Source organism: Alteromonas sp. AO-Serp, assembly GCF_017849675.1.
Taxonomy (GTDB): Bacteria; Pseudomonadota; Gammaproteobacteria; order Enterobacterales; family Alteromonadaceae; genus Alteromonas; species Alteromonas macleodii.
The window spans coordinates 21,569-43,386 of sequence record NZ_JAFLMX010000088.1 but is presented as its reverse complement, the minus strand read 5'-3'; the positions used below and the strand labels follow the sequence as shown (position 1 = coordinate 43,386).

The window sequence follows — 21,818 nt, the reverse complement described above, 5'->3', positions numbered from 1 at the left end:
TAATATGTATATACATATTATGTATTACATTACAAAATAATCAGAGACTTAAAAAATGGCGCGCACAGGCATCTCTCAATTTGACGTTGAAAAAGCATATAAATCATTGACTTCACAGGGTGTAAATAACCCATCAATTGATGCAATACGAGCTGAGCTGGGTAACACTGGCTCCAAAACCACCATCTCAAAATACCTCAAAGACATTAAAAAGACCCGTACTAACGGTACACTCACCGAGGTCAAAGTCTCCGACGCCATTGGGCACCTGGTAAGCCAGCTTGCTGCCAGGCTCAACGCTGAAGCGAATAAAACCATTGAAGACATGGAGCAAGCCTTTGATAAAGAGCGTAAGTCTTGGAATCAAGAAAAGTCAGGACTTGAGGAGTCGTTAAGCCAAGCCACAGAGCAAAATAAAGCTCTAAGTGATAACATTCACTCACTACAGGCGAAGCTCAATACTGCCAGCCGTGAGAGTGAGCAACTGAACACTGAGTTGCAAGGTATTCAAAGTGACTTGAAAGAACTTACAGCTGTTTGTGGACAAAAAGATGAACGAATTATCGATCTGGAGAAGAGTCTGCAACACAGTTATGACAACTTGAGCCACTTCCGCGAATCCGCTAAAGAACAGCGTGATCAACAAGAGCGCAAGCACGCTGAAGAAGTGTCGGGATTGCGAGCAGAGCAGCGAAAGCTGGGGCAAACCATTGCCTCTCAACAGTCAGAACTCACGCAGTTGAACCGTCAGAACGCTGAGCTAATCACCGAAAAGCGGTTGTTGGCCAAGTCACAGCGCGAACTTCAAAACTCATTAAAAGCGTTAACTGAACAGGTGCAGTCAGCCAGTACTGACAGAGAGGAGCTACTAGCGCAACTTGATGCTATAACCAAAGAAAACAATGAGCTAAACACTTCCGTTGTTCAGCTAGAGCATGAGGTTGAGGAATTGAAATCGCCCGAGAAACTCGCAAAAAAACAGGAAGTAGCCAAGTCTAAAAGCTAGCCTTTAAGCACAAAGCTGTGTAATAGTTGGTTAGTATCCACTTATCTTTTGTGAACTAACTGATAATCTGCTAGTCTACTGCCCTGCATTTATGAGAACGAGTAGAGACTCTTTTTTACCGTGAACCGTCAACTTTTAACTTTCGCTCTAGCCATATTGATTGCCCTGCAATCGGTAGTTGCTGTGGCGGACGTTCATCAGTTTCATCAATCCGGTTCTGAGCATCTTACTTTTGATCACGAGCATCAAAAAGCTCACTCTTCTCCAATACCAGATGATGACAAGCGTTGGTTAGAATCAGAAAAGAGCAAAAGCTACCAGCTTGATTGCCACCATTGTTGTCACTGTCATGGCTCATCACACCCTTTCTTTCTGGGTCGCCAAGATATCTCTGCTTCTCTTTATCAAAAGGGTGCTATTTTAGGCAACCCTTCCCATTACCGTTCCCATATAGCCTTCCCTGATAATCCCCCTCCGATCAGTTAAATACAGTACAAATAAACTTTTATTCTGAGGTATAGCGTTGTGCAAATGCCAACCCAGCTGTACCTGATGTACTTTGATTTTAATTGTGAGGAAATTTCATGAAGAAACTATCCGTTTCTTATGCGATGTGTGCCGTTATTTATTTGCTGTCGGCTTCGGCGCAAGCGCAACCCGTTGATTGGGAGCGCTGGCTGGCATCACAGATAAAGCAGCACCCAGACATCATCGCGGCCCGCGAGCAACTGCAAGGCTCGGAAGCTACTGCGGACGCAGCGGAACAGCCACTTTACAACCCGGAGTTATCTTCTGAGCTGGAACAGGTTGGTGAAGAAAATAACTACCGTGTAGGTGTTTCTCAAACGGTTGACTGGTGGGATAGACGAGGTGCTAAACAGCAGCAAGCGGCTTTTATCCGACAAGCAGCCAAAGCCCAGTATCAGCAACAGGTTATGAGTAAGACTGCTGAGGCTCTATCAGCATTGGTTGAGTGGCGTGCCAGTAATGAAGCCGCCATTATTGCTCAGGCACAAAAAGAGCAGCTTAATGCATTATTGCAAGTGGCTGAAAAGCGCCAAAAAGCAGGGGATATAGGCACTATTGATGCTGAACTCACCTTTCTATCTTTATCAAAACAGCTGGCACAGGTCGCTGAGCTTGAAGTCGCTTTGCAAAAAGCAGAAAGCAGAGTGCGCGAACTTTTGCCACAGTGGACTCCTGAAAAAGGAGGCATTCCCGAAGATTTCTGGCCTTCGGAGCCAGTGTCCATTACTGACCAGGAGTTGTTACAACATCCCTATGTTGCCAGCGCTCAGGCTCGCTGGAAGTCCATCAAGGAAGAGGCCGTAGCAACCCGCCGCGCAGCCAAAGCAGAGCCGACCTTTGGAGTCAATGCTGGTCGCGACGGTGGAGAAAATACTGTCGGCCTGACCTTCTCGATTCCTTTGAATGTACGTAATGACTACAGTGCCGAAACTCGTGTGGCTAATCGTGCAGCACTAGAAGCAGAGGCCCGATTCTTGGCCGTTTATCGCAATCTACGGTTTGACTGGCAGGCTGCACAAGCTGCCTGGAAACGTTATGACGAGCAATACCGACGCTGGCTCGAGCTAGCTCGTGGCAGAGTTGAAAATAGTGCTGACTTGTTGGAACGCCAGTGGCGAAGCGGCGACCTATCAACAACTGACTACCTGCTCGCTCTCAACCAGCGTTCGGAGAGCCTGCTGGCAGGAATCTCACTCGAAAAGCACACACAACTTGCGTTAACCGAAGTGTTGCTGCACTCCGGCCAGCTCAGAGCTGTTGCACCAACTGCGACTAAGCCACTGAATTAAAGATAGGATAATGAACATGAATAGATTATTGATAGCGATGCTAAGCGCCGCAATGACTGCACCAAGCATAGGGCTTGCAGAAACGATGAGTGGTGAGGCGCACGAACATGATAAGAGCAAGCCTGCTCAAGAGGTTATTGAGCATAAGGATGATGCGTCTCACAAGGAGCACCCATCAAATGCCACGGATGAACATGAGCGTCATGGTGATACAAAACATGGGTCTAGCGATAGTTCCCACAATGAAAGTCATGATGATGCGGGACACAGCGAAAGTAATACTGAAGAAGATGGACATGGGCATCAAGAAGAAGCTTCTGCCACTACGGCACTAAATGCTACTCAAATGACGATTGCTGATATCCAGGTTGCTCCTCTCACTGCCGAGCGCGTTGATTATGAGTTCTACGCACCAGGGGAAGTTCTTTCTAATGGATACACTAGCTACATAGTGTCACCGCGAGTAGCTTCCGTTGTATTACGTCGTCACGTAGCATTGGGCGCTCATGTCGAACAAGGTCAGCCACTGGTAACCCTGTTCAGTGAGGATGTGGCGCAGGCCCAGGCAGACTATCGCACCGCTTGGCCTGAATGGGAAAGAGTCCGCAAGCTCGGTCGCAAAACCGTTGGAGAGCAGCGTTATATCCAGGCCAAAACCAGCTGGGAGGCTGCTCGGGCAACGTTGCAGGCCTATGGGTTAGCTGAGTCAGATTTGCAGTCTCTGGCATCGCAAGATATTAAGGCATTGGGCGAATATACCCTACGTGCCGAAACCGATGGTTCTGTGTTATCTGACGACTTCGAGCAGGGGCAGCGCGTCGAAGCTGGTTCTCCTCTGATCAAGCTGGCCAATGAGAAGCAGCTCTGGGTCGAAGCACACCTTCCAGCAGATCAGTCTATATCACTTCCGCTCGGTACATTGGCTGACATTGTGGCTGGTGATATCCGAATTCAAGGCAAGGTATCCCAAGAAGCACATACCATAAACCCCGTTACACGAACCCGAACAGTGCGCTTATTGGTGGACAACCTGGAGCATAGGCTGCATCCGGGACAGTTTGCAGAGGTCTTCTTCCGTTTTCGTACAGAAGAGCCGGTATTGGCTGTGCCAGAGTCAGCACTGATGCGAAATCCCGATGGAGACTGGGCAATTTTTGTAGAAGAGAGTCCAGGGCAGTTTCGCTCTCAAGAAGTTGAACTAAAGCGAGCACTAGGTTCGTTGCGTGAAATTAACGGCATTGTTCCCGGAACACGTATTGTTACCGACGGTGCCTTTTTTGTTGCTTCACAAATCGCCAAAGGCGGTTTTGATCCGCATAACCACTAAGCATTAAGGAGACTCTATGTTTAATCGAATTGTCGATTGGGCGGTCACTAACCGTTTGCTGGTGGCGATTGCGCTCATTACACTAACGGTCAGCGCCTTTTTTATTATTCCAAGGCTGAATCTTGATGCATTTCCGGATGTTACCAACGTTCAGGTCTCGGTCAATACTGAAGCTCCTGGCTTGGCTGCTGAGGAAGTCGAGCAGCTGATAACCTATCCGATTGAAGCTGTCATGTACGCTCTGCCTGATGTAGAAGAAGTAAGGTCTATTTCAAAGACTGGCTTGTCTGGCGTTACTGTTGTGTTTAAGGAAGGCACTGATATTTACTTTGCCCGGCAACTGGTATTCGAGCGACTTCAGGCTGCCAAAGAGCTGATTCCAGAGGGCGTTGGTACACCCGAAATGGGGCCAAACACTTCTGGGCTGGGGCAAGTCTATCAGTATTTACTGGTTGCCGAACCCGGTTCGGGTTTCGATGCCATGGAGCTACGCAGCTTAAATGACTGGGTGGTCAAGTTGTTGCTTATCCCGGCCGAAGGCGTGACTGATGTGCTGTCTTTCGGCGGTGAGGTGCGTCAGTATCAGGTCGATCTGAATCCGTCAAAGCTGTTATCTTACGATCTGACCCAGGACGATATCATGGCGGCTCTGGAGCGTAACAACACCAATGTTGGCGGCTGGTATATGAACCGTGGTCAGGAGCAATTGGTGATCCGAGGTACCGGCTGGCTCGATCATGGCAAGCAAGGGCTGGAGCAGATCCGTCAAGTTCCCCTGAAAACGGTGGATGGCACCACTATCACCGTATCGGATGTAGCCAAAGTGAATCTGGGTAGCGAAATCCGCCAGGGCGCAGTGACCATGACACGCCGAACTTCGGATGGGAAAGTTGAGACACTAGGCGAAGTCGTCTCAGGCATTGTATTAAAACGTTTAGGCGCCAATACCAAAAGCACCATTGATGGGGTTAATGCCCGTATCGAGCGTATTAATCAGGCGTTACCGGAAGGAGTTAAGTTCGAGGCTTACTATGATCAGGCCGATCTGGTGACGCAAGCGGTTGATACCGTTGTCAATGCTCTGTTACTGGCGTTTGTCTTCATTGTGGTCATTTTGGCGCTGTTCCTAATGAATTTGCGTGCTACCTTACTGGTACTGATCTCAATTCCAATTTCCATCGGTATTGCTTTGATGGTGATGGCGTGGTTTGGTCTTTCGGCAAACTTAATGTCTCTAGGCGGTATTGCCGTGGCCATTGGCATGCTCGTGGATGGCTCTGTAGTGATGGTCGAAAACATGTTCAAACATTTGACCCATCCCGATGCCACCCATGACAAAGATAGACAGACAATGGTTCAGGATGATCCAGGTCCTGTTGATGCAGCTCATGATAGCCATGGGATTGCTTTACGCTTGCAAGAAGCTGGCAGAGAGGTAGCAAGACCTATATTTTTTGCGACAGCAATTATTTTAGTTGTCTTCATGCCGCTATTCAGTTTCGAAGGGGTCGAAGCCAAACTGTTCCAGCCGATGGCTATCAGTATCATGCTGTCTATGCTGTCCGCGCTGGTTGTAGCTTTAATCATAGTCCCAGCATTAGCCACCTACCTGTTTCGCAAAGGGATACGCCCGCGGGAGAGTTTCGTCTTGAAACCACTTGATAAACTCTACCGCAAGGGTTTGTCGTGGGCTATGAGCCACAGTAAGGTCGTCGTTGGTATTGCTGTAACGCTCGTGGTTGCGGCAGCTTTAGTAATACCGCGTCTGGGTACCGAGTTTGTGCCTGAACTCGAAGAAGGAACGGTCAACCTCCGGGTAACTCTCGCTCCGTCCTCCAGCCTGGATACTGCGCTTGAAGTCGCTCCAAAACTCGAAGCAATGCTGATGGAATTCCCGGAAGTCACCTATGCGTTATCACGCATTGGACGTGCCGAAATTGGCGGTGATCCAGAGCCAGTGAATAACATTGAGATCTATATTGGTCTTAAGCCAGTGCCAGAATGGACCAGCGCCGATAATCGTTATGAACTTCAATCCCTGATGGAGCAAAAGCTGGAACAACATCCCGGATTGCTGTTCAATTTTTCACAACCAATTGCCACCCGTGTGGATGAGCTGTTATCGGGGGTTAAAGCGCAACTAGCGATAAAACTCTTTGGTAAAGATCTTGATGTGCTGGCTGAAAAAGGGCAGGCAATTGAGGCAGTGGTCAAAAAGATCGACGGTACGCGTGATGTTGCCATGGAGCAAATTGTCGGTGAAGCTCAATTGGTCGTAAAGCCCAATCGCCGCGCATTGTCTCGTTATGGACTCGACGTAGCGGATGTCATGGAAGTGGTTCGAAATGGGCTTGGCGGTGCCAGCGCTGGACAAATCATCAATGGTAACGAACGTTATGATATCTATGTTCGGTTGGATGAACGTTTTCGCCAAGATCGCGAAACTATTGCTGACCTTCGTTTGCAGGCACCTTCAGGAGCCTGGGTTCGCCTTGGTGATGTAGCCTCTGTAAATATTGCTTCCGGCCCGCCGCAGGTTCGCCGCGATGATGTTCAGCGCAGAGTAGTCGTTCAGGCCAATGTGCAAGGGCGTGATATGGGCAGTGTGGTAGCAGATATTCGCGCAGCGATTGCTGAACAAGTTGATTTGCCAACGGGTTACTCCGTGGATATAGGTGGACAATTCGAAAATCAACAGCGAGCACAAAAGCGTCTGTCGCTGGTCGTGCCATTATCGCTGGCGCTTATTGCCTTGTTGCTTTACTTTGCCTTTGCTTCGGTTGGTCAGGCTATGCTGATCCTGGTAAATGTACCTCTAGCCGTTATTGGTGGGGTGTTCTCACTCTGGCTGTCAGGGCAGTATTTATCAGTGCCCAGCTCGGTCGGATTTATTACCCTGTTTGGCGTCGCGGTACTTAACGGTGTAGTGATGGTTGAAAGTATCAATCAGCGTATCAAGGATGGCCTACCTGTCAGTGAAGCCGCTTTTGATGGTGCCGTATCCAGGCTTAGACCGGTATTGATGACAGCAGTGACATCTGCGTTAGGTTTAATACCGATGTTGCTATCAAATGGCGTTGGCGCAGAGATACAAAAACCGCTTGCCAGTGTTATCGTAGGCGGGCTGATAACAGCCACATTTTTAACACTGTTTGTGTTGCCCGTTCTGTTTGCCTGGTTTTCAAAAGGTAAGTTGAAGGAGAAACACTAACTAGCAATCTGCCGGCTCTATTTTGGAGTCGGCAATACTTTATAATAGCAAGATGGTTTGAACCAACACCCCATTAATGCTGAAAGCTCGCCCATTTTCGTATCGAGGACTCTCCGCTTTAGACTATAGTGATCGGGGAGGGGGAAAGCCAATATCAAAAAATGCAAGGTATACCTATGAGCCAGAAATGTAACCGTGACTGCAAAGCAGATGCTACAGATGAAACACAAGATATTACTAACGACGACAAGTTATTTGAAGGGGCACATGTAAGCGAATACCACGTTCCTAAAATGGACTGCCCATCAGAGGAAAGCATGATCCGAATGGCACTGGACAGTCTTGAGCCAAGTGTAATCCTCGAGTTTGATACACATAAACGCATAGTTAGAGTGCTTCATCACCTTGAACTCAGGGACATGGTAGAAGACCGGATAACGTCTCTTGGGCTTGGGGCTAGATTGGAATCAACTAACGCTGTGGACAGCGAGATTATCCATAAAGCAAGGTTGACGGCACAAAATGAAGAAGCAGAGGAAGCTGGGATACTTAAAATGCTATTAGCTATTAATGCAGTGATGTTTATTACAGAACTTGTTATCGGCTGGTGGGCACAATCGACCGGATTGATAGCTGATTCATTGGATATGTTTGCCGATGCAGCAGTGTATGGGGTGGCACTATACGCCGTTGGGCATGGCGTCCGAAAAAAACTCCGTGCAGCGCATATATCAGGATGGTTACAGATTATATTAGCTCTGGGTGTATTAACAGAAGTTGTGAGGAGACTGGTTCAAGGGAGTGAGCCTGAGTCAAACCTTATGATGGTGTTTGGCTTAATTGCCTTGGTAGCAAATGTCTGGTGCTTAATCTTAATTGCCAAAAAGCGAAATGGCGGCGCTCACATGAGAGCAAGTTGGATTTTTTCTGCTAACGATGTCATCGCTAACGCAGGCGTTATTATTGCCGGAGGATTAGTGGCATGGACGGGCTCACAATATCCAGACTTAATCATTGGGTTTATCATTGGATTAATTGTTTTAGTTGGCGGTATTCGTATATTGAAGATCAAATCCTAAGGTAGGAATAGAGCTCCACAAGAGGTAATCTTAAATGCATGATCATTCGCACTCACATGGTTCAAATAATCGTATAGGTTGGGCATTTTTTCTGAATGTCACCTTTACCATTATCGAATTTATAGGAGGTATCTTAACCAATAGTACCGCCATCATGGCCGACGCCGTTCATGATCTTGGCGACAGTTTATCCATCGGATTTGCTTGGTTTCTCAGTAAAGTTAGTGAAAAAGGTTCAAATTCAGAGTTCACCTATGGTTACCGCCGGTTATCATTGTTCGGTGCACTTATTAATGGTCTAGTCCTCATTATTGGTTCCGTCTGGGTTCTGACAGAAGCTATCCCTAAACTCCTGCAACCAGAAATGCCTATAGTTGAGGGCATGATCGCCTTAGCCGTGTTTGGGGTGCTAGTTAATGGGTTTGCGGCTTATAAATTAAGTAAAGGCAAAACTCTTAATGAGCGTGTACTCAATTGGCATTTATTGGAAGATGTACTGGGTTGGGTTGCAGTTTTAATCGTTTCCATCGTACTTCTTTTTGTTGACTGGCCCATTCTTGACCCAGCTTTATCAATTCTTTTCACTCTCTATATTTTAATTAATGTTGCTAAAAACCTTTGGCACACTATAAGGTTATTTTTACAGGCAATCCCTGACAAAGAACTGTCAAAATCAGTTTATAAAACCTTAATAGAACTCAAAGAAGTGGATAGTATCCATCACCTGCACTTGTGGTCATTGGATGGAGAGCATCATGTACTTACTGCTCATCTAGCTCTACAAGAGGCACTGTCTACTCAACAGCAACTGGAGTTAAAAAAGTCCATAGCAGAACGATTGAGTAAATTTAATTTAGAGCATACGACCATTGAGCTTGAAATGACAAATGAGCAATGTCGCGATGATTCTCAAGCTCTGTAATTGGGAGTGTACAGCTATAATTTATATTGTGGCCGCACTGTAACTGGTACCCTTGACCTATGCGTCGATTAATTTATTTCGTTGAATCAAATCTTGTTTGGTTTGTGATTATTGTAGCTGGAGTTGGCCTGATATTGCCCGAATCCGGGAAGTACCTCGACTCCTCAATAGCCCCTTTACTTGTGATTCTGATGTTTGTGATCAGCCTTACATTTGATGCACATGCCGTACGAATAGTCTTTCGCAAACCGTCAAGACAGTTTTTGGCAATGGGGCTCGTCTATGGCCCGATTCAATTGCAGGCTTCTTGACTGGTCGCCTTTTTCAATGCGGTCAATACAGCCTTTTCTCCTTTCGTAGTTCCGCTCCTTTTTCTATGGCTGACAGGGATACAGCTAGAAGTCCCTCTCGTTTCCATCATCCTGGAGTTAGCTCTAGTTGTTTTAGTGCCTACAATTCTCGGTGTAACCTTACGCACCAACTTTCCGACGATTATTTCAAAGCATGATTCGACTTACGCAGGAATTGGGTCAGTCTTCTATCTTGTAATATTACTTGCGGTAGTGGCTTCCAATGCAGAAACCATCATTGGTTATGGATAGTATGCTTTTGTAATTGCTGGAGCAGCTTTAAGTCTAAATCTTTGTGGCTACTTAATTGGAATGGCTTCACGGTTTATAACGACAGACCGACCGGAAGTCATCGCATACCTATTTACTGTCAGCAAAAAAGAATTTAGCATTGCAGCGGCTTTTGTGGCTGCATCCCGGTTGCCATCAGAAATAGTAATACCAGCCACATTCTTTGCAGTAATTCAGATGATCACATCTCCTATTGTGGCCAAATATCTTGCTTGAGGCTAGCTCTCAAACAGTTACTGAAGAAACTTTCCACGAAGAAATATGCAGTAAATTGGTAGTACCGTATCACTGGAAACCAAAAGCAGACTCATAAATATCTTTTCTGACGAAAGATAAAGCTTACCCAGCACAGCAAGACAGTTCTTTAATATCTTTACTGAAAGTTTGTGCACAAAGCTTCAGGCCTTCCACCATAGTTAAATAAGGAAACAATTGATCCGCTAAGTCATCCACTGTCATGTGGTTGTGAATCGCCAGTGCCGCGCTCTGGATAATCTCGCCGCCATCATGAGCTAATACTTGGGCTCCGATCAGGCGTTGGGAGCCAGCTTCAACCACCAGTTTGATGAAACCCTGAGAGTCGAAGTTAGCCAGTGCTCGAGGCACGTTTTCCAGTGGGAATACTCGACTTTCGGTCTCAATATTCTGTGCATGAGCTTCTTGTTCTGACAACCCTACCGTTGCTACCTGCGGTTCGGTAAAGATCACGGCTGGCATCGCGGATAGATTCAACCGAGCTTCACCCCCTGTCATGTTAATCCCTGCACGACTGCCTGCCGCTGCCGCGACATAAACCAGTTGCGGCATGTTACTACAATCACCTGCTGCGTAAATATGTGACTGTGATGTGCGCATCTGATCACCTACAGTGACCGCTCCATTGGCCTCTTTTTCTACACCGGCAGCGGCAAGATTAAGCTTACCGGTATTAGGTGCACGGCCGGTGGCGACCAGCAATTTATCGCCACGAATTTCTCCTTGCTCGGTATCAAGGATAAACTTATTATCTTCATAAGACACCTGACTGGCTTGGGTATGTTCCAGTACGCGAATGCCTTCCTGTTCAAAAGCTACGGTTAAGCCTTCTCCCAACAGTGGGTCTTCACGGAGCAATAAAGTACTGCGAGCCAAGATAGTGACCTCTGCACCCAGCCGACGATAAGCTTGAGCAAGTTCGACAGCCACAACTGAAGAGCCTATCACTAACAAGTGCTCAGGTAGCTCAGTTTCGAATAAAGCTTCCGTCGAAGTCCAATAAGGGGTATCAACCAGGCCTGGAATAGGAGGAATAGATGGCTGACTGCCGCTGGCAATCAAAAAGCGATCTGCAACCAGCTCTTGCTCGTAACCATCTTTGTTGCGAATAGTTAAGGTATGAGTATCTTTAAAAGATGCATAACCTTGTACCAATGACAATGCTGGATTGGTATCCAGAATATGCTGATATTTGGCGGCACGTAACTCTTCCACGCGTGCAGTTTGTTGTTTCGCTAACAAGCTACGATCCAAAGAAGGTTCATGATTTTCTAGACCGTCGAAAGGATTGTTACGCTGCTGTTCAGCCAGCTGGGCAGCCCGGAGCAGAATTTTCGAAGGTACACAACCGACATTAACACAACAACCTCCGATCACATCTCCAGCTTCAACGAGTGTGACTTGTGCTCCATTTTCCACTGCCTTGATAGCACAAGCAAAAGCAGCCGAGCCAGTACCGATGATAGCGACATGCAGCGACTTTTTGTCAGTCACATCTTCACTATCGCAGCCATCTAACGCGACAGGTTGAGCCGTGTAGCCAAGAGCTTTGATGGTATTGATTAGCGTCTGTTCATTGACATCAGATTCTGCTTCGACGACTGCACTGGATTTCGTATAAAAAACGGTGGCATTTCTGACGCCAGGCATGACGATCAAGGCATCTTCGATCTGCTGAGGGCATCTTTCACAAGTCATTCCAGAGATGGAGAATTTACGCATAAAGACCTCCTTATGGATTTGAGTGAGTGTTGTCGGCAGGAAGCACACAACTTTCATTGTCACAGCGTTTATTCGCTGGCGAAAAAATATCCCAGATTGATACCGCTACCATCAGTGCCAAGGCTGAGTACGTCACATAAGTGCTCCAGGCATATTGAAAGAACGGATAAAGTGATAGCAACAACAGAATAGGCCCTAGCATACCAAGCAGGTTACGATGCCACTGCTTGTGACCAATCCAGCCAAGTCCGTTAACTATTAGGCTAACCCAAGCCAATATAGGCAAGAGTGTATTGATAAAGAACCACTACCACTGACTGAGGAACCCTGCCCGATGGCTGCCCCCAAGCTGGCGATGGCCGGAAAGCACATGGCACAACCCATGGCAGACACCACGGCACCTAATGAGCTGGCTTTGTCGCCAATGCGGGTAAAAAGACTCAGCAGGTTCTTCATTAGTATTCGTCCTTTATTGCTTTACCACAGATGGATAGCCGGCATTTTTTGTGGCCTCGGTCAGCTTTTCCACCGTAGTTTTTTCATCATCAAAAGTGACCACGGCTAACTTATCTTCGAAGGTCACTTCAGCTTTGGTAACTCCCTCAACCTGTTGCAATGCTTTTTCCACCGTAATCGGACAAGTTACGCAGGTCATCGTGGGAACTTCAAGCATGACTGTTTGCTGCTTGGCAAACGCACCCAAGCTAAGTATTGATAGTAGGGATAATAGTGCAATTTTTTTCATCTTCTTCTCCAAGGGTTATTTCTCAACGATATAATTAAGCAAACCAGATAATCCAGTAATTGCTAGTGACTAATATTAATGCAATGAAGGCGGTTACCCAGAAAATGATCTGCCGGCGCTTACGTACTTGTGGCATTGCACAAGCGGTTCCAGGCTCACACTCTTCTATAGGTCGATAAACTTTCCAACCGGCAAAACTAAATAAAACCAGTACCAGCAAGATAAAAATAGGGCGGTATGGCTCCAATACGGTCAGATTGCCAATCCAAGAACCACTAACGCCTAGTAGTAACAAGACTAAGGGCCCAGCACAACAAAGCCCAGCACCAATAGCAGCAGCAATACCACCAACTAGCGGTAAACTGGTATCGTTTTTTGCCATGGCTTACTCCACTTCAAATGTTCTGATAGAAAACAGTATAAACTCCGTATCCAAGTACGGAGTCAAGGGGTTTAGCGATTGTTATTAGTTGTTTTCTGGGAGAAGGGAAGTAATAATCGGGCAATGTGCCTGTTCAGTGTTGCTTGCACATTGTTTCAGTAAATCATTAAGACTGGTTTCTAAGCGGCGTAGATCAGCCATTTTTGCACGAACACTGGCAAGTTTGTGGTTTGCTATACTTTGTACTTCTTGGCAAGAAGTCTCTTCCAGCATCAGCAAGTTAGCGATCTCATCCAAGGAAAACCCTAACTCTTGAGCACGTTTGATAAACCGAATGCGATTCAAAGTCGTCTCAGGATAACGACGATAACCTTTAACGGGTTTTTGGGGCTGTTCAATTAAGCCGCACCGTTCATAATATCTAACGGTCTCAACGTTTACGCTTGCCAATTTGGCAAGTTGACCAATTACATACATAATTTAACCGTATTGTCGGTACTGAAGTGGGTAGTAAAATTCTAAGTTGAAAGTACGAATATAACAAACAGTGTATCAATAGCGCAAAGTCTGCTGTTAGTTCGTTGAGATATTCAATATATTTCATATGGTTAAACTATTTTTTGGTCGATTTATCACGAATCGTGGCCGTACCTCGAATATCGTTTTCACCAGCGTCGATGTTAATGCCTCCATCATTTAGCCAGTAAGCTTTCTGACCAGCGACAAAGTTCTCCTTAGCAAATGACGATAAGATGTCTTCAACTTGCTTAGGCGCTACAGCGAGAAAGTGAGTTTGGCAATAAGGCATGAACATCGGCTTTGGTTGCGTTGTTATCTATCAAGCATAGCTAAGAACTGACTTTGAATATCGATCTTTTTGTCAGTAATCTTTTTTCACTGCGCCAAACTTGAGCAAGCCATCATAGCGAAAGCAATGCACTCTCTTACATACTCCAGCGCCTGTTTTATAAGCGTTACTACCGTACCTTTGTTAAGCCGAATACTGCCCAAGGTCGGTGGCCCAGAAGCCGTGAAAATAGCAGTTACCTTGCAAAGGGAAGGCTCCTTGATGCACCTGCCTACGCCGGAATTCTCGGTTTCAGTAAGAGGGTTGCTTGAGTGACCACTGACTTCAAAATCAAGCCATCATCAATAAAGTTCATAGGTAAACCTCTGGTAACAGTATAAAACACCTTACTCTTTTCAGATCTCCGCGCAAGTTGCATTTTGCTGTAAAAGTTGTTATTAACACTAAAATTCTGATTAATAAGTATAAAACTGTTATTTTTCCTCAATGCTTTTTCGTGTAATCACCTACTCTAACGGCCTGTTGTGGTTGATGTAGATGTAGCGGTCAATATGACATGGCCAGTCCAGCAACTCTAATTACATGGCCAAAGTCACTGTTCCACTACAGCTAAAACAACTCACAGGTCGGAGCCTGCATTAATTGGGATTGCTCAAATAACTCACAGATCTAAATTTTCCATCAGGTAGATTTAACAACATTAAAATATTATACTTCTGCCGTGGGAGTACCGTTTAGTGAGCTAAGAGCGGTTGAGGATAAATCGTTACCGTTGGAAGGTAAACCACCTTCATTTGATGACAACCTTATCATCCATGGCGATAACCTCGTAGCCATAAAGACGAGCATTTAAATGGAAACGATGACACTAGAGGCTGTTGATCTTTGAACATTATTTGTTCAGCAGTACATTGGTAGCCACATCATCATGAATGCCAATGCGACTGTACTGCTATAGTTTCGAGCTAGCTTGTCGTATCTTGTTGATATTGCCCGGTACCTTTTTATCCTCAAAAACGCGTTTTCAACAAGATGCCTATATCGATACAGGCACCAGTCCATATCGTCATTACCTAATTTGTTATTTCGTTTGCGTGGAATATTGGCATCTGCTCCACTTTCTTCTACGTAAGCTCTAAAAGCTTCACTGTCATGGCCTTTATCAGCACATACAATATCGGCTTGTGGGGAGTTTATTATCAGACTTTGTGCATGTACGATGTCGTTCACTTGACCACCGGATAGTTCAAAATAAACGGGCAGGCCACCGCTATCTACCGCAAGGTGAATTTTCGTTGAGTTACCACTTCGACTTTTTCCGATGGCCTCATCTTGTTTACCCGCTGTACCGCTACTATCCTGATGCGCTTTAACTATACTACCATCAAGAAACAACCATTCTGGGTCACCCTCGGAGGCTAAGCTTTCAAATAACTTTTGCAATATGCCTTTCTTCGACCATAAATTAAATCGTCGGTAGACCGTATTCCAGAGACCAAATTCAGATGGCAAATCCCGCCACTGAATGCCGGTACGCATTCGGTAAAGTATGCCCTCCAGGGTATTTCGGTGCTCATATTTGTTATAGACTCTGCCACTCTCCTTTAGCAGTACTTTTAGGATTTCCCACGCATCATCTGTTAACATCGTTCTTGGCATAGCAACATTACGGTTAATTATTTTTGGCGAAACAATTATACCTCGTTGCTATGCCGGCTGCTTTTCATACAAAGATCAACAACCTCTAGCGTTCAATCAAGACAATATGCCATTATGTATCAAACATTACGGCATATTGTTTATTATGAATAGTTTATTGCATTTAAAAGAAGGTGCATTTGCTGAGCGACTCACCGATAAAGCGATCACCAAAGTCATCGCTCAGGAAAGTAAAGATGATGAACTTAAGTTTTTTGTTTTTGCAATTAACGCTGATACTAAAACAGCATACGTTATGCGCCATGGCCGTTCTGATGCGCTGCGGACATGGCGCCTGGACAATCTAGCAAGGTTTTTAAAATTGCACGCTGTAGACGCTTTTGAAGTGCAATACGCGAAAATACAAGATTAATAAAGGTCAGTTGGGCATGGAATGTATTTTTAAAGCAAGAGAGCAACTGGAGCGTATCTGGCCACTAACAGAATTATGTTCTGCGCCGCCTACCACTCGGAATAAACTCATTTCATCAATGTTATTTGGGCTATTTGCATTCTAAGGTTGGATATTGAAATTTCATCCAGATAGCGACATTTCCGATTTGTGCAAAACTTGGTAGAAACTGGTTTGATAGTCAAGGTCGCCTAAAGACAAACAGCGGACATTCAGGTCATCATTTGGACTTCCGGTTTAAGCAATATTGCTTTCATCCCCACCTACAAGAATGCATCTCTGGAGTGTGCCGGATAGTGTCTGTTAGCGCGTTTCACTCTAATTGAACCTTTGGTTTGTGTGATTTGCTAATTGTCTTGGTTATGTACAGGAGAAAACTTTACAGACATACGCTGTGCACCGCAGCCATTAGAGCTAAAAAGCAAGCGATATTCGTCGGTTGTCGATGTACATTTTATTCTGCTTTACAAAAGTATAAAGCTTTAAATCGGCGAACCCTTCTCCACAACCATTTTGAATGAATAGTAGATAATCGATAGGGTTACTGTTACTAATTTTACCGTGTCGATATAAGCAGCATATATGTAAAATGAAATGAGAATTTATCAAAAGTAGGCCACATTATGCCAAACAGAACTATTAGCAAACTGGCAAAAGAAGTTGGGGTGAATGTCGAAACTATCCGCTTTTACGAGCGCAAAAGTTTAATTGAACAGCCCACAAAGCCAGAAACAGGCTACCGACACTACTCTGATGAAATAGTTAACAGAGTCAGATTTATCAAAAGAACCCAAGAACTAGGTTTTTCTCTAAAGGAGATCGAGAATCTACTCAAATTAAACGACTCCCCGTGTAGCCAAGTTCAAGATTTGGCTGAAGCCAAGCTAGAATCTGTAGCCGATAAGATCAGTGATTTAAAAAAATTACAAAAGGCGTTAACCGAGTTGGTTGGTTTATGTCATTCTAATGCCGATAAAAACACCTGCCCAGTCATTGACTCACTTCAACCGAATTCAAAATAACAAAAAACGCTTGACTCCGTACCTAGATACGGCATTCATACTCTAGTTAAGTTCATAAACTGGAGTATGAAAAATTGAACCAAGATTCAAACTTACCTTTGATTAGTGGGGTAATTGCAGCCATTGGTGCAGGATTATGCTGTGCTGGACCGTTGGTTTTGCTTTTACTCGGCATTAGCGGTTCTTGGATAAGTAACCTAACGCTATTAGAGCCATACAGACCAATCTTTATAGTTTTGGTTATTGCTGCATTTGGGTTCGCAGGCTGGAAAGTTCATCGACCTATCGAAAAATGTGAGCAAGGCACTGCATGTGCAATTCCAAAAACAAGAAAACGCAGACAAGTCACTTTTTGGGTATCAGCACTAGTCGCACTTGTCCTTGTGACGAGTAATTACTGGATCATTTGGTTTGCGTAAGTTTTCGAAAAATCTTTAAAACGGAGAATATCATTATGAAAAAATTAATAACTTGTTTATTACTTAGCGTGTCGGCGGCGTCTGTTGTGGCAAAAGAACAAACGGTTACGCTGGAAGTTCCTACCATGAACTGTGTGACCTGTCCGATTACCGTTAAAAAAGCCTTAGAAAACGTTGATGGTGTGAAACTCGCCAAAGTATCGTATGACACTAAATTAGCGTTGGTAACATTTGATGACGAAAAGGCCACCATCAAAGCACTCACTGATGCCACAACGAATGCGGGCTACCCATCCAAGAAAGTTAAGTAGTCTTATGAAGAAACTACTGAATATAACCACACGTTTTGGAGAAAAAGCAGGTGCTATTGGAGCGCTCGTTTCCGCGATGGGGTGTGCGATGTGTTTCCCTGCAATTGCCAGCTTAGGCGCTGCAATTGGAATGGGATTCCTGAGTCAGTGGGAAGGACTGTTTATCAATACCTTATTGCCCTTTTTTGCTTGGGTTGTACTCGTACTAAATGGTTTAGGGTGGCTGAGTCATAAACAATGGCGACGAAGCGCCATCGGTATGATAGCTCCCGTCCTTTTACTATTGTCTTTGTACCCTTGGTTTAAATATGGGTGGAGTACATACGTAACCTATTCAGCACTAGGGTTAATGGTCTTGGTATCGCTATGGGATATATTTTCACCTGCTTACCATCGCTATGATGGCACATGTGACACAACTGACAATATTGGCGCTAAGGAGTTAAAATGATTAAGTTAAGTATTCAAGGCATGACATGCCCCAGTTGTGCACCTAAGGTTCACAATAAAATAATCAAACTAGAAGGCGTACTTGACGTTTCAGTCTCTTATGAAGAGAGTTTAGTCTCAATCACTCCGTCAGAAGATTTCAACGTCCAGAGTGCAATTGACGCCTTAGAGTCAGAGGGCTACCAATCTCATGCGCAGGAGGATTCTTGTTGTGCATCTGATCAGTTTGTATCAAATAAAAAACATCTGCATGTTGCCATTATTGGCAGTGGATCTGGCGCATTCGCTTGTGCAACCAAGGCTGCTGAAGGTGGCGCAAAAGTTACCATCATTGAGGGAGCAGACGTTATAGGTGGCTGCTGCGTAAATGTAGGCTGTGTGCCATCAAAAATATTGATCAGAGCCGCACAACTCGCGGAGCAACAACGTAACAATCCATTTGCAGGTCTTGAAAATCACCAGCCGCAATTAAATCGAGCATTATTGTCGCAGCAACAATCGGCACGTGTTGAGGAGTTGAGACATGCTAAATATCAGAACATCTTAGATACAAACCCTTCTTTGAGTCTTATCAAAGGTTATGCACGCTTTAAAAACGCCAACACTCTGATTATTGATAAACCAGACGGTGATCAACAAGAAATCAGTGCGGATAAAATTTTAATTGCTACGGGATCTACTCCCACCATTCCAGCAATCAATGGGTTGAGCGGTACGCCTTATTGGACTTCAACAGAAGCACTATTTGCAACTGATTTACCAGAGCATTTGGTTGTTATAGGCTCATCAGTAGTGGCACTGGAAATCGCTCAAGCGTATCGTCGGTTGGGTTCTGAAGTGACGGTGCTTGCAAGGCATACCTTACTATATCGTGAAGATCCATTATTAGGTGAAGAACTGGAGAAATGTTTCAAAAAAGAAGGCATCAATGTTCTTACTTATACGAGTGCCAAAAACATTGCCCACGATGGTAAACAATTTATTATCGACTCAAACAACGGTCAAATCACCTCTGACAGACTACTTGTATCAACGGGACGTCATGCCAATACAGAAAAACTCAACTTAAAAGCGGTGGGTGTACAAGTTACCGAGCGAGGCGAAGTAATGGTCGATGAAAAGATGCAAACAAATGTCGAAGGTATATATGCAGCAGGTGACTGCTCGAACATGCCACAATTTGTTTACGTAGCGGCAGCCGCAGGCAGCCGAGCAGGAACGAATATGACTGGTGGTGATGTGAATTTAGATCTAACGACTATGCCTGCCGTTATTTTTACCGATCCCCAAGTAGCTACGGTAGGATTAACTGAAACTCAAGCGAACCAGCAAGGCATTAGTACGATAAGTCGGGTGTTACCAATGGAAAATGTGCCTAGAGCATTAGCTAATTTTGAAACTGACGGGTTTATTAAATTAGTTGCAGAGGAATCCACAGGTAAGCTGATAGGCGCACAAATATTGGCTCATGAAGGTGGTGAGCTTGTTCAAAGCGTAGCAATTGCCATTATCAACAATATGACAGTTGAAGAATTAGCAGGACAACTATTTCCTTACCTGACAATGGTAGAGGGGTTAAAACTATGCGCTCAAACCTTCAATAAAGACGTATCTGAATTATCCTGTTGCGCAGCTTAATCGAACCTAATATGTTAGAGCTAGCGCTTATGCTAGCTCCACCTTTACAAAACAATTGATGTTTTTTTGAACGCTCATATACATGAAAAATATGTAAAGGCCAACTTCCGCTTTACGTAAAGCTGACGCTCAGAGCCATGTAAAATTGATAGCGATTATGATCGGATGGTAGGCGCAAAAAATAATTGGTGCGCAGTGTCTAGAACATTCATGGCAAAGGACGCTGGCAACGCATCGTGCCAATCAGCCAACGGGCGCTAGAATGGATCACATTATACTGGCAACGAATTCGTCCCATTTTTGGTTGTGATTGTTTTTTGGGCTAATAACGGAAACGATTATTTGCCTAACATGTTATCTGATGTGGTCGCCAAATATGTTAAGCAAGTTTTCAGCCTCATGGAGCGTGTCATTTGTTTAGGCATGTAACAGTAACATTAATGCTAGATAACGATGCAGAGAGCCGGCATGTACATGTGATGTTATGACACGCAAGTTTAAGTTCAACAAAGATGTATACGCATGTTAGTCAGGAAAAAATTGCATGCGGTTTATCAGTGGACTCATCCTTTGGCAATGACCTCTGGGGTTGAAATTATCTAGCTAAATGGAGCTCAAGGGTGATTACATAGCTGTTCTTTTGAGCTTCAAGCCAACCTTGAGGATCAGTAAGAATTGAAAAAAACAACTCAAAACCATATACTACACATATACCTCGTGACTAGAAGTAACTTCAGTCGAAAAATTCGAGGTCACTACCGGCTATGATTCAGTTACTCTTCGCTGCGGCTATTTAAATTTTTTAAATGGCCGCAGTGTTAAGTAGTAAACCTCTTGAATCAAATTATCGTTTATTCGAGATTCGAGGCGTTTCGCTCCCGCTTGGCTTGTCATGGCTTACCGAAGGTTTGATTGCTCTATGCTCTATTGCTCTTCAGGGACTGCTTATCGCAATGAAAACAAACGCAAGCTATAGAACGTTTCAAGAAGTGTTTGTTTCCAATTTTCATAACTCTCTCTCATTTGATGACTTTCTTAATCTTTCCGTTGATAAGAACATTGAAGTTACCCAGATAAAAGAGCGCGAGATTGTTAAACCATCTGAACGGCTCAAACGCATACTTCATTTTTTGGCAAAAAACGTGTTTGACTATGGAATTATTGCTACTGAAGTGGTTTTTTCATATCGAAAAGGCGTAAATGTTCGTGATGCAGTATTACCTCACTCTAAAAACAAATTTTTCTTTCAGACGGATATATCGAATTTTTTTAGCAGCATAACAAAACCCCTAGTACGTAACTCGATCCGTAACGGATTGGGAAGTGTTCCTATTTCAGATGTTCATGAATATCTAGATGTCATTTTAAATCTTGTCTCATATAAAAATGGTCTTCCATTGGGGTTTCCTACGTCTCCCGCCATAAGCAATATGTGCCTGTTAAATTTTGATAAAGAGTTATTGATACAATCGAATAAATTAGATGTTAGTTACACCAGATATGCTGATGACATCATTTTGTCTGCGGACAATGAAGAGGTTTTAAGAAAGCTTGCGGCCATGGTTAGTGGGCTTTTGCAAGAGTTCGTCGGTGCGGAAATCAAACTAAATGAAACCAAGACTCGTTGTTTACAGAAAGGACAGAAAGTAAAACTGCTCGGAGTAGTGATTTTGCCCAATGGACAGATTTCGATTGATAGAGCCGATAAAGTTGAAATCGAAACATTGCTTCATTTCTACTTAACCAACGACGACAAGTTCTTAGGCTACGGATTAGCACTCAAAAACAAAAAAACTAAGAATGATAAGATTATTACTCGCGAAAATGTTATCTCGATGTTGTCTGGGCGCTTAATTGGCGCAAATGCAATGGCTCCAGAGTATCTATTGAAACTCCGCCAAAAGTACGGCAATACAATCATAGACATGTTTTTGCACAAGTCGGCAAAGTAAC

General features: G+C 44.5%; 21 protein-coding genes and 1 pseudogene. 15 read left to right on the top strand and 7 right to left on the bottom strand.

Annotated elements, in window-relative coordinates:
- Positions 1-55 precede the first annotated feature (55 nt).
- From QVA83_RS07240 to QVA83_RS22430, 8 genes are all read left to right on the top strand, one after another.
- Positions 56-1,006: a DNA-binding protein gene (locus tag QVA83_RS07240; RefSeq protein WP_018624881.1), complete on the top strand. Its 951-nt coding sequence runs from the start codon at positions 56-58 to the stop codon at positions 1,004-1,006.
- A gap of 120 nt (positions 1,007-1,126) precedes the next feature.
- Positions 1,127-1,492, top strand: coding sequence for a hypothetical protein (locus QVA83_RS07235; protein WP_106646697.1), 366 nt, complete (start codon positions 1,127-1,129; stop codon positions 1,490-1,492).
- 98 nt (positions 1,493-1,590) lie between these two features.
- Positions 1,591-2,823 (top strand): TolC family protein, encoded by a 1,233-nt coding sequence (locus tag QVA83_RS07230; protein WP_045980007.1) that lies wholly within the window; start codon positions 1,591-1,593, stop codon positions 2,821-2,823.
- 16 nt (positions 2,824-2,839) lie between these two features.
- Positions 2,840-4,150 carry an efflux RND transporter periplasmic adaptor subunit gene (locus QVA83_RS07225; RefSeq protein WP_045980006.1) on the top strand — a complete coding sequence of 437 codons (1,311 nt, stop codon included), beginning with the start codon at positions 2,840-2,842 and terminating at the stop codon, positions 4,148-4,150.
- Between the two features lie 16 nt (positions 4,151-4,166).
- Positions 4,167-7,361 carry an efflux RND transporter permease subunit gene (locus QVA83_RS07220; protein ID WP_281084606.1) on the top strand — a complete coding sequence of 1,065 codons (3,195 nt, stop codon included), beginning with the start codon at positions 4,167-4,169 and terminating at the stop codon, positions 7,359-7,361.
- A gap of 176 nt (positions 7,362-7,537) precedes the next feature.
- Positions 7,538-8,440, top strand: coding sequence for a cation efflux transmembrane domain-containing protein (locus QVA83_RS07215; RefSeq protein ID WP_045980005.1), 903 nt, complete (start codon positions 7,538-7,540; stop codon positions 8,438-8,440).
- Positions 8,441-8,474: 34 nt separating this feature from the next.
- A complete protein-coding gene (locus tag QVA83_RS07210) occupies positions 8,475-9,362 on the top strand; it encodes a cation diffusion facilitator family transporter (protein WP_045980004.1) in 888 nt (295 codons plus the stop codon).
- A 311-nt stretch (positions 9,363-9,673) separates the two neighbouring features.
- Positions 9,674-9,964 carry a bile acid:sodium symporter gene (locus tag QVA83_RS22430; RefSeq protein WP_197047990.1) on the top strand — a complete coding sequence of 97 codons (291 nt, stop codon included), beginning with the start codon at positions 9,674-9,676 and terminating at the stop codon, positions 9,962-9,964.
- Between the two features lie 378 nt (positions 9,965-10,342).
- On the opposite strand, the gene merA (QVA83_RS07205) is transcribed toward QVA83_RS22430, so the two are convergent.
- The 7 genes and pseudogenes from merA (QVA83_RS07205) to QVA83_RS07175 all read right to left on the bottom strand — a co-directional run bounded on the left by merA (QVA83_RS07205) (position 10,343) and on the right by QVA83_RS07175 (position 15,574).
- Entirely contained in the window at positions 10,343-11,980 is a 1,638-nt protein-coding gene (merA, locus tag QVA83_RS07205; protein ID WP_281084608.1) for a mercury(II) reductase, read from the bottom strand.
- Between the two features lie 10 nt (positions 11,981-11,990).
- Positions 11,991-12,436 (bottom strand): annotated as a pseudogene (merC, locus tag QVA83_RS07200) (organomercurial transporter MerC).
- Positions 12,437-12,449: 13 nt separating this feature from the next.
- Positions 12,450-12,725, bottom strand: coding sequence for a mercury resistance system periplasmic binding protein MerP (merP, locus tag QVA83_RS07195; protein ID WP_012801202.1), 276 nt, complete (start codon positions 12,723-12,725; stop codon positions 12,450-12,452).
- 34 nt (positions 12,726-12,759) lie between these two features.
- The gene (locus QVA83_RS07190; protein WP_012801203.1) at positions 12,760-13,107 is read right to left on the bottom strand and encodes a mercuric transporter MerT family protein; all 348 of its coding nucleotides are present in this window, start codon (positions 13,105-13,107) and stop codon (positions 12,760-12,762) included.
- Positions 13,108-13,191: 84 nt separating this feature from the next.
- Positions 13,192-13,587: a mercury resistance transcriptional regulator MerR gene (gene merR / locus QVA83_RS07185; protein ID WP_425292844.1), complete on the bottom strand. Its 396-nt coding sequence runs from the start codon at positions 13,585-13,587 to the stop codon at positions 13,192-13,194.
- Positions 13,588-13,720: 133 nt separating this feature from the next.
- A complete protein-coding gene (locus tag QVA83_RS07180) occupies positions 13,721-13,915 on the bottom strand; it encodes a hypothetical protein (RefSeq protein WP_281084609.1) in 195 nt (64 codons plus the stop codon).
- 900 nt (positions 13,916-14,815) lie between these two features.
- The gene (locus tag QVA83_RS07175) at positions 14,816-15,574 is read right to left on the bottom strand and encodes an IS5 family transposase (RefSeq protein WP_069945575.1); all 759 of its coding nucleotides are present in this window, start codon (positions 15,572-15,574) and stop codon (positions 14,816-14,818) included.
- 157 nt (positions 15,575-15,731) lie between these two features.
- On the opposite strand from QVA83_RS07175, the gene QVA83_RS07170 reads away from it, so the two are divergent.
- From QVA83_RS07170 to QVA83_RS07140, 7 genes are all read left to right on the top strand, one after another.
- Positions 15,732-15,986, top strand: coding sequence for a hypothetical protein (locus QVA83_RS07170; protein ID WP_232380342.1), 255 nt, complete (start codon positions 15,732-15,734; stop codon positions 15,984-15,986).
- Between the two features lie 662 nt (positions 15,987-16,648).
- Positions 16,649-17,047 carry a mercury resistance transcriptional regulator MerR gene (gene merR, locus QVA83_RS07165; protein ID WP_061095336.1) on the top strand — a complete coding sequence of 133 codons (399 nt, stop codon included), beginning with the start codon at positions 16,649-16,651 and terminating at the stop codon, positions 17,045-17,047.
- Positions 17,048-17,121: 74 nt separating this feature from the next.
- On the top strand, positions 17,122-17,466 hold the full coding sequence (locus QVA83_RS07160) for a mercuric transporter MerT family protein (protein ID WP_020743019.1): 345 nt from the start codon (positions 17,122-17,124) through the stop codon (positions 17,464-17,466).
- A gap of 35 nt (positions 17,467-17,501) precedes the next feature.
- Positions 17,502-17,777 carry a mercury resistance system periplasmic binding protein MerP gene (gene merP, locus QVA83_RS07155; protein WP_020743018.1) on the top strand — a complete coding sequence of 92 codons (276 nt, stop codon included), beginning with the start codon at positions 17,502-17,504 and terminating at the stop codon, positions 17,775-17,777.
- Between the two features lie 4 nt (positions 17,778-17,781).
- Positions 17,782-18,228, top strand: a complete 447-nt coding sequence (gene merC / locus QVA83_RS07150; RefSeq protein WP_020743017.1) for an organomercurial transporter MerC — start codon at positions 17,782-17,784, stop codon at positions 18,226-18,228.
- Positions 18,225-19,865 (top strand): mercury(II) reductase, encoded by a 1,641-nt coding sequence (merA, locus tag QVA83_RS07145; RefSeq protein WP_020743016.1) that lies wholly within the window; start codon positions 18,225-18,227, stop codon positions 19,863-19,865. The genes merC (QVA83_RS07150) and merA (QVA83_RS07145) overlap by 4 nt, the downstream gene beginning before the upstream one ends.
- Before the next feature lie 806 nt (positions 19,866-20,671).
- Positions 20,672-21,817, top strand: coding sequence for a reverse transcriptase domain-containing protein (locus tag QVA83_RS07140; protein ID WP_156079176.1), 1,146 nt, complete (start codon positions 20,672-20,674; stop codon positions 21,815-21,817).
- Position 21,818 lies beyond the last annotated feature (1 nt).